The following is a 13,637-nucleotide window of genomic DNA, read 5'->3' on the forward strand; positions in this document are numbered from 1 at the left end:
TCTTCATCCCCACTGATTGTTAGTTGAATCAATCAGGCTTTTACGGTCAGTTGATCGCCCCTCTAATCTTTCCACTGAAAGTAGGCGTCTTATTGACCGTTACTGCGGGATAAATTGGCTAAATTATACTATACAATTTGCTCTATCTATTATACATGATGCTTTTTCATTTTCATCCATTAATTAACGTGAAACTACGAACATTTTTGGCACCAGCTTGTAGTAGAATTTCTGTGGCATGTCGTAATGTAGTTCCTGTAGTTTGTATATCGTCAAAAAGGACATATTCTTTATATGCTACAGTTACGCTAGGTAATAACTGAAAAAGTGACGCCGTTTGTAATCGTTCCTCTCTATTTTTCGAGCTTTGTGTTTCGGCCGTTGTTTTTTCTAATAGTTGAAAATAGGGAATCTTTGCGGCTTTTAGTAGTTCCTCCATATGGGAAAAGGTACGCTCTTTTTGTTTTAAGGGATGCATCGGTATTGGGATAATAGGCGATTTTTCATGTTTGAATTGATCCTGTAGCTCCTGACGAAATACTTTGGCTAGTGCCACGTCTTGGAGAAATTTATATTGATGCAAATAGTCTTTCATGGCGTCATTATATTGATACAATGCTGATGTTGTAGTGTTGCGTTCAAATCGTGAAGCGCATTTTTGACAAATGCACGGTGGGAATTGTTTAGTTAAAAGTGTTTTCCATGAAGGTGCTGATTGCAGAGGCTGAGCGCATAGTAAGCAATGTGTTTCCTTTTTATTCATAGTGAGAGTCCTATCTTATTGTTATATTGTATCTTAGCTCGTGCCTCATCCATTTCTACTGTAATGCCGTGATGAAAAAATACAACATCGCCGTCAGCAAAAGCTATATTTCGCCCAACACGTCCTGCAATTTGAATCAGTGCGCTTGACGTATAAATAGAAGATTCTGCCCCGACAACAGCAACCTGAACATTTTTTATAGTAATTCCTCTTTCTAATATAGTCGTCGTTAATAATCCAGGAATTTCTTCATTGCGTAGCTTGAGTACCTTTTCTTTTCGTTCAGGGTCCGCTGCATGAACTGCTAAAATACGAGCATGTAATACTTGAAAAAGTGGGATGGCAATATCCAACAACTCCACTTTTGGCAAGAAAATAAGGAATGGCTCTTTTTGCGCAAGTCTATCCTCTGTCCACTTTTTCAGCTTCAGCGGAATCACGCCTTTTTTCAACTTTTTTTCATAGCCCCATAACGAACTATAGCGAGGCATTGGCAAAGGATGATTGTGATAGCGCTTCGGAATAAAGGAATAGCATCTGTTTTGATGCTGATTCAGTAACTTTTGCGATGGGGTTGCTGTTACAAAAAGTATCGGCGCCTCGGCAGTTTTTGCTTTGTACACAGCTCTTTTTAATGTTTCATCAAATATATAGGGAAATGCATCCGCTTCATCGACAATCATGACGTCAAAAGCTTGCTCAAAACGGTATAGCTGATGGGTAGTCGCCATGACAAGTTGGGCGTAACCTTGTTGCAGTGGAGCGCCCCCATATAATGCATGAATCGTCGTTTGTGGAAAAACCTTGAGAAAGCGTGGAAATAATTCTAATACCACATCTGTTCGCGGTGTGGCGATACATACCCGCAAGCCTTTCTGCAATGCATAATGAACAGATGGGAAAAGCAACTCCGTTTTGCCAGCTCCACACACTGCATTTGTGAGATGAGATCGTTTTACTTTAACACTTTCTAGCATTTCATCGGCTGCTTGTTGTTGAAGTTTGGTAAATTGCCCCGTCCATGCTAATGAATGCCTTGTTTCTCTTATGGCTTGTGGCCCTCTCCACATCACCAATTGTGTACAACTGCTAACTCTACCCATAGTAAGGCAATGTCTACAATAGACACATAGCTGCTGACATTTTGAACAGTCAAACATCGTAAATTGCTGGGGGTTGTCGTTATGGCATCGAATGCATTTTAGATGCGGTGTTTTTTGAATTCCTTCTATTATATTAAAGTAATTTCGTTCGATTGCCCGCTTCATATCGTGTTCTGCAATGGGTGTATGCTCTCTTAGCCAAATGCGTCCCTCATGAAAATCCCGTAATGCAGGTGGTAATAACCATCCTTTGTATTTCATATTGTTTAGCTCCTTTCTCCTTGTGATTATTCTTCTATCAGCGATTGCACTGTTGTTATCATCGATTTTTACTATGCTAGCGGCGATTCTTACTTTGCTACAGGCGATTTTCTCTATTTTATCAGCGTTTCTCACTATGCTATCAGCGTTGTTCGCCATGCTATCAGCAGTTCTCACCATCCTATCAGCGATAATCGCCATCCATCCAAATAAAAAACAGTCTCTACAATAATCTGTAGAGACTGTCTTCACATAGAATTATTTTTTTGTCCAGCCTAGACCCATTGAACCTTCACCTAAGTGAGTGCCGATAACTGGGCCGAAATAGCTTAACTTAAAGTTTACGTTTGGGTAGCTTGTCGCAAGTTGCGCCATCCATTCTTCAGCTTCTGCTTGACAATTGCCATGAATGACAACAGCATCCATTGCCTCGTACTTGCTAGCATCTTGAGCTAGTAGTTCTTCCGCACGCTTCAATGCCTTTTTACGTGTGCGAATTTTTTCAAATGGCACAATTACCTTGTCCACAAAATGTAGGACTGGCTTTACTTGTAATAAGCCACCAATTAAGGCTGCTGCTGCAGACAGACGCCCTCCACGTTGTAAGTGCGCTAAGTCATCTACAATGAAGTAAGCACGAATATACTGCTGCATGTCCGCTAATGCCGCAAGTATTTCCTTTGCTGAAAAGCCCTCTGCAGCCATTTCTGCTGCGCGTAATACATAAAAGCCTTGGACAGCGCACGAAATCTCGCTATCAAATGAGTACACATCAATGTTATCCACCATTTCGCCTGCTTGGACCGCTCCTTGATATGTACCACTTATCCCACTTGATAAATGTATGGATACTACCTCGTCATAATCTTTTGCCAGTTCTTCGAAGAGTGCCGCAAACTCTCCTACTGGTGGCTGCGTTGTTTTTGGGAATTCCTTTGCACCACGTACTTTATCATAAAATTCAGATGCAGTAATATCAATTTCTTCTGCAAATAATTCGCCTGCGATGTTTACACTTAACGGAATCATACGAATATTTAAGCGTTCACGTTCCTCAGGCGTAATATATGCAGTACTATCTGTTACGATTGCCGTCCTCATCCATGTCCACTCTCCTATGTTCCATAGTTTACAGTAAAAAGAAATGAATGTGAAATCAATTTTACCTCTAATCTTGTTCAGACTTTGATTTGGCTTGTACACTTCACACCACTCAAAATTCGTGACATTTACTAGAGGATTAGCTTTATTCTACAAGAAACTTTGTCGAATAAAACCGAAATTTCACATTCATTACCTATGTATGTTAAAGGGAATTAAATTCCCCTTGTTCTATTTGCCCGTGCTTGACTTTGTGTCGTCTCCAATATAAAAGACGCTTGTTACCTTCCAATCTTCATCCTCTTTGGCGAAAACTGTTACCTGACGCCCAGCACTTTCATGTTCAACTTTCGTCTCAAGCTGTAGAGAGTGCATTGTCATGTTAGCGAAAACTTGCGCTTCTTTTTCATCATATTTCGCGATCGTTACATTTGCCACGTCACGCTTAATATCAAATTGGTTGAAAACGTCAGTTGCATACGTTTTCTCTTCATCATAATTAAAACCTTTTGGGTCCTTCGATATTGTTTGCATATAACGATTTATTTCTTCCGCATTTAGAGCTGCAATATATTCATCAAATGCCGCTATAATTGCTTTTTCATCTTCTGCTGGCACGTTTTCAGCCTTTTCTATGTCTTCTCCCATCATTTCAAAGCCTACTGTACCATCCTCAATGACTTGGTCGCGCTCTTCCACACTTAACTCGTCATCTTTATTACCACAGGCAGTTAACACTAATAAGGTTAAAACTGCTAGAATACTTTTCTTTAACATCTTAAAACCTCCCGCGCAATATTGTAGCATATAAATGCTTTCGTAGGAATTTTGTTGCGCATTTTCAACTTTTAGTTGTTACATCTTTCTTATGACGTTATAAACTAAAAAATGTTGCACAATCTATTACGCCTCTATCTAATTACTTCTGGAGGCTTTATTTCCATAACAACGTACATTTGGATTTCATTTAAAAAACGAATCGTGTAAGTTCACTTCTTTAGTTATCATGCTTGATATTTTTTTGCTGAACACGATAAAAAACTGCTTTAAAAACTACTTCTTATATCAAGTAGCTTTTAAAAACAGCTTTTATTCCAATGTTATGCAGTTATCGTACTTCAACCCAACCGTTTTTAATAGCTGTTACAACAGCTTGCGTACGGTCATTTACATTCATTTTTTGTAAAATGCTTGAAACGTGGTTTTTGACTGTTTTTTCAGAAATGAACAATGTCTCACCAATTGTACGGTTTGATTGACCGTCTGTTAGTAGTTGTAATACTTCACATTCGCGTTTCGTTAATAGATGGAATGGACGGCGAATTTCTGTTTGATGGAAGTTACCTTTGTTTTCATGCTCAGAAAGACGACGGAATTCTGCTACTAAATTTTTTGTTACTTTTGGATGTAGGTAAGAACCACCATTCGCTACTACTTTAATTGCTTCTACGATTTCGTCAGCATCCATCTCTTTTAACATGTAACCAAGTGCACCTGATTTCAGTGCATGTGTAACGTATGTTTCGTCATCATGAATAGATAGCATGATTACTTTGGCATCTGGGAATTCTGCAATTAAATCTGCTGTTGCTTCTACACCATTTCTACCTGGCATATTAATATCCATTAATACTACATCTGGTTGGTTTTCAGCGTATAAATTTACTACATCTGTGCCATCGTCACCTTCAGCAACTACATCAAAGGTATCTTCAAAATCTAAAATACGTTTTACCCCTTCACGGAATAGCTGGTGATCGTCTACAATAATAATCTTCGTCATAAGTCTTTACCCCCTAAATTTCTGCAACAAATTGCTTCACTCTACTTCTAACGGAATTTTAAATAGGACCGTTGTGCCTCGATCTATCTCACTATCAATTGAGATTGTACCATTTAATATTTCAATGCGTTCTCTCATGCCTAAGATACCAAAAGAATGGTCTTTGACACCTTGTGGATTAAATCCAACGCCATCATCTTTGACAACGATATTTACCGCATTGCTCAACCACTCAAGCTTGACCCATATATCCTTACATTTTCCGTGCTTCATGGAATTGGTTACACATTCTTGCACTAATCGGAAAATGGATACTTCATAGTTTGAAGGAATACGTTGTTCGGTGCTTCTTGATTGGAAATGAATTTCAACACCAGGATTATATTCAGTCACTGTCGACAAATACTTCTTTAATGTCGGAATAATGCCCAAATCATCGAGCGCCATTGGTCGTAAATCGTAAATAATACGACGCACTTCAGATAATGCATTACGCACCGTTTTCTTTAAATCGGCTATTTCTGCCAAAGCATTTTCAATGCCCTTTTCACGATACGTTCTTTCAATTAAATCTGTACGCATTAATACATTTGCCAACATTTGAGCAGGTCCATCATGAATTTCTCTTGATAATCGTTTACGCTCTTCTTCTTGCGCAGCGATTATACGGATACCAAAATCCTGCTTCATTTTTGCTTGTTCAAGCGCTAATCCAACATTTTTTAAATCCGATGTTAAATAATTTAAAACCACATTCACTTGATTGACAATATGATCAGCACGTTCAATCGTATCGAGTAATCCTCTTAATCTTCTCTCTAAGTCATCTCTTTTGTCACGTAGCTGCTTTTCTTGAGTTTTAATGACTGATAGCTTCACTTGAAAATCATGTGCCGTTTCATATGCATCTCTAACTTGTTCTTCGGTATAATTATCGAATGCTTTACTCACTAACACAAGTCTTTGTTTAGCAAGCTGCGTACTTTTTTCTAAAGCATCGCCTTCATCGATGACTATTGATATTTGTTTTCGAACAATTTCTAGCTCTTTTTGCATATCTTCGAAGCTTCTACGGCTTTGTTCGCTTATAATGAAGATATCATCTTTGGAGCTCATTATTGTATCTAACATTCGATTAAATACGTCATCAAGCGACTCTAAATCGAAGGTATCATTTGAAAACATAGTGTACTCTCCAGTCTAATGTCCTTATGATTACATACTATTTTGAAAGACCAATTTCATAAGTCTACACCTATTATAGCATCACAATCATAAAATTTAATGCTTTTTCTTTATGAAAATTATAGAATACAACCCTATTTTAAAGGAGAATGACACATATGAGAGAAAACTATTTAACTGTTAAAGGCTATGGCGAAAGCGAAATCATTATTTCTAAATCTCGCTTTCTCACTTATATAGAACGTACGGAGACAGAAGAGGATGCAATTACTTTTATTGAAAGTATAAAAAAATTACACCATAATGCAACACATAATTGTTCGGCCTATATAATTGGAGAACATGATCATATTCAAAAGGCGAATGATGACGGGGAACCTAGTGGCACAGCCGGCGTCCCAATGTTAGAAGTATTGAAAAAACAAGGTCTAAAGGATACGGTCGTTGTCGTTACACGATACTTCGGTGGCATAAAGCTAGGTGGCGGCGGTCTTATTCGTGCATATGGAAAAGCAACAACAGAAGGCATACACGCTGCACAAGTTGTCGAGCGCAAGCTACATCATATGATGAAAATTGCAATCGATTACACATGGCTTGGAAAAGTAGAAAATGAGATTCGTAGTTCCTCCTATAGATTAGAAGAAATTCGCTACCTGGAAGGTGTCGAAATCATTGTATCTGTGCTAAAAGAGCAAGAAGGTTTGTTCCGAAATTGGGTAACAGAGTTAACAAACGGACAAGCAAATATTACTTGCGAGGATGCAAATTTTATCGAATTTCTTGTGAAATAAATAGTTTTAATTGTCGAACACCGATTATCCATAGTATAATTTTAATATTGAGCTATTTTATCAATTACACAATAAGCGCAATTAGTCCCAAGCTTTGAGCTAAATCCACCTTGCGTGCTGTACCCCAGTTAGTAGTTATCACATAGACGCGAAGTTCTATTAACATGAGTTCTTATCAAATTTTCCACCTGCCACTTCGCTTTTGTGAACAATAAACGCGGCATCCGCCGAAGGCTTTACTGAATTAAATAATTTTTGCATTCGTCCATGTATTGAATTAGTACTCAAGTAAGATTAATCGCTTCATTATTCCCAAATTAGAGGAGAATATATAAATTATGAAAAGAAACAATGTAAAAAAGAAAAAGGGGTCTTCTAAAGCTTCCTTAATTATCAAAGTGTCCTTATTACTCGTTGCTAGTTTACTAATTTGCGTCACGGCTTATGGTGTCTACATCACGAAGCAGGCTGAACATGCCGCAGACTCAGCGCACGAGGTACTGGAAGGTCGAGAAATTTCTACACTACGTGAAGATAAAGTAGAACCGGTGCATGATAATGTTTCCATTTTATTTGTCGGTGTTGATGATAGTGAAAATCGTGGTCAAGGTTCTGAAAACTCGCGTTCAGATGCGCTCATTTTAGCAACTTTAAACAATAAAACGAAGACAATTAAGATGCTTAGTATCCCGCGTGATTCTTATGTTTATATTCCTTCCGTAGGCTATAAAGATAAAATTACACATGCACATGCATTAGGCGGTACATTATCAACAATCGAAACGGTCGAAGGTCTATTCGATATTCCAATTGACTACTATGTACGTATGAATTTCAATGCCTTTATTGATGTCGTTGATGCATTAGGTGGCATCGAAGCTGAAGTACCATATGCTTTACATGAAAAGGATGAATTCGATCGTAATACAATCAACCTTCAGCCTGGCTTACAACATTTAAACGGTAGTGAAGCACTCGCACTTGCTCGTACACGTAAGCAAGATAGCGATATCGAACGAGGTAAACGTCAACAAGAAATTTTAACAGCTATTATTAAACAAGTGGGGTCAGTTGGTGCCATTTCAAAATATGATGATGTCATTAAAGCCATCGGTGATAATATGAAGACCGATATGACATTTAGTGAAATGAAATCTTTCCTGTCCTATTTAACACAAGGCATGCCACGTATAGACTCTTTAACGCTAGATGGTACGGATGATATGTCTACAGGCGTTTACTACTATCAATTAAATCAAGAATCAGTTGATGAAGTAACGAATACACTCAAAAACCATCTTAACTATAACAAATCTTCATCCAGCCTAACTAGTGGTAACACTGGTAAAGATAACGCAGCTGGCGAAGACAACGCCGCAACAAACGAATCAGCACAGTAAACATCAAAAGCCTTTCCAACATCAATCTTGATTGTGGAAAGGCTTTTTTATGTCTTGATTGAAATAATTCTTCTTTTTCTATGGTCTATGGTCTCTGCTCGCTACTTGTTTGTTCGTTTCTGGCTCACGAGTGGTAGTTCTTGGCTCACCTGAGCGATACTCTTGGTCACCCGAGCGTTCCTTCCTTGTCCCGGAGCGGTACTCATACCTACCCGAGCGATACTCCTGGCTACCCGAGCGGTACTCTTGCCTACCCGAGCGGTACTCTTGCCTACCCGAGCGGTACTCTTGCCTACCCGAGCGGTACTCTTGCCTACCCGAGCGGTACTCTTGCCTACCCGAGCGGTACTCTTGCCTACCCGAGCGGTACTCTTAGTTACCCGAGCGTTACACCCTCTACCCTAAACACGAAAAAAGCAATCCTACACTATGTGCAGGATTGCTTTTTTCGTGTTTATTTATTAAATATCCGCACAAAATTCAACAGCGGTTTGTAGTTTTTACCTGCTAATCCTATCACTTCAACAAAAATTTCAATGGCTGTTAAAATAACAGCGATGAGTAAAATAGCACCCCATAATTTTGCCATCGAGAAGATGATAGCTGCTAAACCGAACATCATGGCAATGCCATAAATAATGAGAACTGTTTGACGATGCGTGAAACCCATGTCCAATAATCGATGATGTAAATGGGATTTATCTGGATCTGACCATTTTTTCTTCATACGTACACGACGTACAATCGCAAAGAATGTATCAGAAATCGGAACACCTAGCATAATAACTGGGATAATTAACGAAATAAATGTGACGTTTTTAAAACCTAGTAATGCTAATACCGATATCATAAAACCAAGGAATAATGCGCCCGTATCGCCCATAAAAATTTTCGCTGGATGGAAATTATAAAATAGGAATCCAATTGTTGCTGCTGCTAAAATTGCTGCAATCGCTAATACAAACATATTGTTCATAATAATGGCCATACCAGCTAATGTAATAAGGGCAATTGATGAAACACCTGCAGCTAGACCATCTAGACCATCAATTAAATTAATGGCGTTGGTGATACCTACAATCCAAAGAATCGTTAAAGGAATACTTAGAAAGCCAAAGTCCAATTCTCCAATAAATGGTAGGTTAATATAGTCAATTTGAATACCACCAACAAAGATAACAATCAGTGCAGCAATCAGTTGACCAAGCATTTTCGCCTTTGCCGATATTTCACGCATATCATCAACAACACCTGTAGCTACGATAATGGCAGCTCCGATAATAATTGCAATTAAACCATATTCACTAATCTTCAACCTAGGTAGTGCGTTTATTAAAAACGGATATAGCATAGCCACTCCAATTAAAAACGCAAGGAAAATTGCCAATCCGCCAAGTCTCGGCATAATTTTTGCATGTACTTTTCGATAGTTCGGCGCGTCAACGGCACCTATTCTGAACGCTAAACGTTTAACTAGTGGAGTTAACAAAATGGAAGCAACGAACGCTGCTATTAAAGACACGTAAAGCATGTCTCTCCTCCTCAAAAAAATAATCTACATTTTAAACCATTTTGATTATAGCACGAACAAGCAGTGAAATATACTTTTTCTATTTATTTTCCACCATTTCACAAATGACATATTTCCCTATTATTATGTCCGTATGCTTTATGTCAAATGTAGTCACCATTCGTAAAATTTGATAGAATAATGAAGTGTCTAGCATTTAGACAACTTTAAAGGAGCGTAAATTCATGTTCTCAATTTTTAAACGTACTAATGAGCAAACAAGTGCTCGTCAATTAAAACGTTACTATAAAATAGTAGCACAGATTAATAATCTTGAAGAAATTTATGTCAACAAGTCAGATGATGAGTTAAAAGAAATGACTTTTATTTTCAAGGATCGTTTAGAACAAGGTGAACCAATTACATCAATCATCCCAGACGCATTTGCTGTCGTACGCGAAGCCTCAAAACGTGTATTAGGTATGCGTCATTTTGATGTGCAACTCATTGGTGGTCTTGTACTAACTGAAGGAAATATTGCCGAAATGCCTACAGGTGAAGGGAAAACGCTTGTCGCTTCACTTCCATCTTATGTACGTGCATTAGAAGGTAAAGGTGTTCACGTCATTACGGTAAATGATTATCTTGCCAAGCGTGACTTTGAGCTTGTTGGACAAATACACCGTTTCCTTGGCTTAACGGTTGGCTTAAACGTGCCAATGATGGAGCCAGAGGCAAAAAAACAAGCCTACAACGCAGATATTACATACGGTGTCGGTACTGAATTTGGTTTCGACTACTTGCGTGATAACATGGCGCACAGCCTGGCAGATAAAGTCCAACGTGCCTACCACTTCGCTATTATTGATGAAGTTGATAGTGTACTAATCGATGAAGCAAAGACACCACTAATTATTGCTGGTAAAATGCCTGCGAACGATGAACTACACCGCATTGCATCCATGCTAGCTAAACGCTTCAAAGAAGAAGAAGACTATGATTTTGACGATGAAACAAAAGCTACATCTTTAACAGATAAAGGTATTGAAAAGGTTGAAGCTGCCTTCAATGTTGATAATTTGTATGACCTTGAACACCAAACACTTTACCACTATGTTATCCAAGCTGTTCGTGCTCACGTTATGTTCAAGTGCGACGTTGACTATATCGTTAAAGATGACAAAATCGAACTTGTCGATATGTTCACAGGTCGTATTCTAGAAGGTCGTTCACTTTCTGATGGCTTACACCAAGCGATAGAAGCTAAAGAAGGTGTCACAATTACTGAAGAAAACAAAGCACAGGCGCAAATTACGATTCAAAACTATTTCCGCATGTATCCGAGGCTTTCTGGGATGACGGGTACAGCGAAAACACAGGAAAAGGAAATTCGAGAAGTGTACGGTATGGAAGTTATTCAAATTCCAACAAACCGTACACGCCAACGTGTTGATCAACCTGACATGGTTTTCAAAACACAAGAAGCTAAATATAAACATGTTGCTGCAGTGGCTAAACGCCGACATGAAAAAGGTCAACCTATTTTAATCGGTACTACATCTATTCTGCAATCAGAGACTGTAGCAGATTTTTTGAAAAAAGAAGGTTTGAAGTTCCAATTGTTAAACGCAAAAACGGTTGAACAAGAGGTCGAGCTTATATCTGAAGCAGGTCAAAAAGGCCGTATTACAGTTGCAACAAATATGGCTGGGCGTGGTACAGATATCGTACTAGGTGAAGACGTACATGCACTTGGTGGTCTTTATGTCATCGGTACTGAAAAACATGAAAGCCGCCGAGTTGATAATCAGCTTCGTGGTCGTTCAGGTCGTCAAGGTGACATCGGTGAAAGCCGCTTTATTCTCTCTATTGAAGATGATATGTTCCGCCGTTACGCAAAAGAAGAAGTTGAAAAGTTCTCTGCAAAAATGATTGCAGATGAAAATGACGTAATTCAAAACAAAGATGTACAAGAACTTATCGACCGCACGCAACGCATTGTGGAAGGCTCACAATACGGCATGCGTGAATACAACTTAAAATTAGATGATGTCATCAATGATCAACGTACAGTAATTTACGGTCTACGTGACAAAATTTTAGCCGGTGAAGATTTATTAGAACAATTGAAGCAAATGTTTTATGAAACTGTCGATTTTGCGGTACGAGATGCAGCGCCAGATGAATTGCCTTCTGTAGAATGGGATTATGATGGAATGGAACAATCTTTAAATAGTCTTTTCTTGTCTCCCGTAACAATTGATAGAGAAGTAGGAAAAGTAATTCCTATTTTAGATTCATTGCAAGTACCAGTTGATGAGTTAACTGCAAAAATGGAGAAATTCGCCGAAGATGAGCGTGTCATGGCAGTTATTCCCCAAGTAATGCTTAGCTATCTAGATAGCGGCTGGGTAAAACACTTAGAAGCAATGGCGCATCTAAAAGAAGGTATCGGCTTACGCCATTACCAACAAGAAGATCCAATGCGAATCTATCAACGAGAAGGCTTAGAATTATTCGCCAAAAACTTCCAAGAACTACGTCGTTCTATAATTATCGAAATTACCGGCTTCATGAAGATGATTGAAGCTGAACAGGAGGACCAACATTAATGGGCTTATTTTCATTCTTTAAAAAATCAGACAAAGTCGTTCAAGAAAACACAATCAACTCTAACGAATTATTAGGAAAAGATTCTTCTAATAGCGGGGATAATCGTGATGTCGTAACAAAATTATCGTTCCACCCTGACTGGGATGTTCCACAGGAGCAAAAATACATTTTCAACTTCCTTGCTAATGAGCTAGAACCATTAAAACCAAATCAATTATCACTTTCATCCATTAGTGTTGATGAAGACCCTCGTTCTGGAAATTGGCTCGTTCGTGCATTTTTCCGCTCATCTTTACCAGAGGCAATTGAGCTTGGAGAAATTGAATTATTCATTATGGATAAAAATGATGAGCTTGTCGCATCAAAAAAATTCGATTTTAAAGCACTGGGGACAATCCCAGCTGAAAGTACCCGCCCTTGGGTATTCGAATTTGAAAAATCTACAATAAAAGTAGATGAAGTTCCTGAAGAAGGCTGGAAAATTGCATTTAACCTTGTATCTTTACGTGAACACCAATTAGAACTAGATCCTACTTGGGAAGAACAGTTGCCCCCTGCACAGAAAGAAGAGCTTGCGAAAATCGTAAAAACTTTACCGAAATTAGGCGAAACAGAAGTTAATTTCACAGGTCTACAAGCTAAATTTGCGAATAACGGAAGTTTAAATGTTTCGATCTTTATTCGTAATGGCCATAGTAAAGCTATCAATCTAGAACAACTACCTATAGAAATTATTGATGCTAAAGGCAAACAAATTGCCAAAGGCTCATTTAAAATGGAACCAGTTTTAACGGTGCAACCAAACTCAACGAAACCTTGGACGTTTATTTTCCCATCACAATTAGTGAATCCCAAAGGTGCTGACCTTTCCCGCTGGACAGCACGTGTAACTGAATAATAATTAAGCACTCCTCCTTTCTACATAAGGGGGGAGTTTTTTATACCTGTTGGAAATTGCATGATTCTATCAAGGAAAATCACCTCTCTATCAGCGTAACTCGTCACTCTCAGCGGTTCTCCACCTGCTATCAGCGAAAATCATCACTCTATCAGCGGTTTTCCACCTGCTATCAGCGAAAATCATCACTCTATCAGCGGTTTTCCACCTGCTATCAGCGAAAATC

At 38.6% G+C, this 13,637-nt stretch carries 12 protein-coding genes; 5 read left to right on the plus strand and 7 right to left on the minus strand.

Going from position 1 to position 13,637, the window contains the following annotated elements; translation table 11 throughout:
• Positions 1-172: 172 nt before the first annotated feature.
• Both ACOMCU_RS20550 and ACOMCU_RS20555 read right to left on the minus strand, forming a co-directional pair.
• Entirely contained in the window at positions 173-763 is a 591-nt protein-coding gene (locus ACOMCU_RS20550) for a ComF family protein (RefSeq protein WP_421051241.1), read from the minus strand.
• Positions 760-2,127 (minus strand): DEAD/DEAH box helicase, encoded by a 1,368-nt coding sequence (locus ACOMCU_RS20555; RefSeq protein ID WP_010861187.1) that lies wholly within the window; start codon positions 2,125-2,127, stop codon positions 760-762. The genes ACOMCU_RS20550 and ACOMCU_RS20555 overlap by 4 nt, the downstream gene beginning before the upstream one ends.
• Between ACOMCU_RS20555 and ACOMCU_RS20560 the strand changes: the two genes are divergently transcribed.
• A complete protein-coding gene (locus ACOMCU_RS20560; protein WP_421051242.1) occupies positions 2,117-2,359 on the plus strand; it encodes a hypothetical protein in 243 nt (80 codons plus the stop codon). The two genes, ACOMCU_RS20555 and ACOMCU_RS20560, sit on opposite strands and share 11 nt — an antisense overlap.
• Before the next feature lie 26 nt (positions 2,360-2,385).
• Here ACOMCU_RS20560 and ACOMCU_RS20565 read toward each other — a convergent pair whose 3' ends face one another.
• From ACOMCU_RS20565 to ACOMCU_RS20580, 4 genes are all read right to left on the minus strand, one after another.
• Positions 2,386-3,228, minus strand: coding sequence for a DegV family protein (locus ACOMCU_RS20565; RefSeq protein ID WP_421051243.1), 843 nt, complete (start codon positions 3,226-3,228; stop codon positions 2,386-2,388).
• Between the two features lie 231 nt (positions 3,229-3,459).
• Positions 3,460-4,005, minus strand: a complete 546-nt coding sequence (locus tag ACOMCU_RS20570) for a DUF3225 domain-containing protein (protein WP_010861184.1) — start codon at positions 4,003-4,005, stop codon at positions 3,460-3,462.
• Positions 4,006-4,336: 331 nt separating this feature from the next.
• A complete protein-coding gene (locus ACOMCU_RS20575; RefSeq protein ID WP_010861183.1) occupies positions 4,337-5,011 on the minus strand; it encodes a response regulator transcription factor in 675 nt (224 codons plus the stop codon).
• Positions 5,012-5,047: 36 nt separating this feature from the next.
• The gene (locus ACOMCU_RS20580; protein ID WP_010861182.1) at positions 5,048-6,196 is read right to left on the minus strand and encodes a sensor histidine kinase; all 1,149 of its coding nucleotides are present in this window, start codon (positions 6,194-6,196) and stop codon (positions 5,048-5,050) included.
• Between the two features lie 158 nt (positions 6,197-6,354).
• Here ACOMCU_RS20580 and ACOMCU_RS20585 point away from each other — a divergent pair, with 158 nt between their 5' ends.
• Both ACOMCU_RS20585 and ACOMCU_RS20590 read left to right on the plus strand, forming a co-directional pair.
• Positions 6,355-6,990 carry a YigZ family protein gene (locus ACOMCU_RS20585; protein WP_010861181.1) on the plus strand — a complete coding sequence of 212 codons (636 nt, stop codon included), beginning with the start codon at positions 6,355-6,357 and terminating at the stop codon, positions 6,988-6,990.
• A 338-nt stretch (positions 6,991-7,328) separates the two neighbouring features.
• Positions 7,329-8,390: an LCP family protein gene (locus tag ACOMCU_RS20590; RefSeq protein WP_421051244.1), complete on the plus strand. Its 1,062-nt coding sequence runs from the start codon at positions 7,329-7,331 to the stop codon at positions 8,388-8,390.
• A 454-nt stretch (positions 8,391-8,844) separates the two neighbouring features.
• Here the strand turns inward: ACOMCU_RS20590 and ACOMCU_RS20595 are convergent, their stop codons facing one another.
• A complete protein-coding gene (locus ACOMCU_RS20595) occupies positions 8,845-9,921 on the minus strand; it encodes a glycosyltransferase family 4 protein (protein ID WP_107947436.1) in 1,077 nt (358 codons plus the stop codon).
• A gap of 224 nt (positions 9,922-10,145) precedes the next feature.
• On the opposite strand from ACOMCU_RS20595, the gene secA2 reads away from it, so the two are divergent.
• Together secA2 and ACOMCU_RS20605 are read left to right on the plus strand one after the other, a co-directional pair.
• Positions 10,146-12,512 (plus strand): accessory Sec system translocase SecA2, encoded by a 2,367-nt coding sequence (secA2, locus tag ACOMCU_RS20600; protein WP_421051245.1) that lies wholly within the window; start codon positions 10,146-10,148, stop codon positions 12,510-12,512.
• The gene (locus ACOMCU_RS20605; protein WP_421051246.1) at positions 12,512-13,411 is read left to right on the plus strand and encodes an accessory Sec system S-layer assembly protein; all 900 of its coding nucleotides are present in this window, start codon (positions 12,512-12,514) and stop codon (positions 13,409-13,411) included. The genes secA2 and ACOMCU_RS20605 overlap by 1 nt, the downstream gene beginning before the upstream one ends.
• The last annotated feature ends 226 nt before the right edge of the window (positions 13,412-13,637 follow it).

Source organism: Lysinibacillus sp. UGB7, from assembly GCF_049058285.1.
In the GTDB taxonomy this organism is placed as follows: domain Bacteria; phylum Bacillota; class Bacilli; order Bacillales_A; family Planococcaceae; genus Lysinibacillus; species Lysinibacillus sphaericus_B.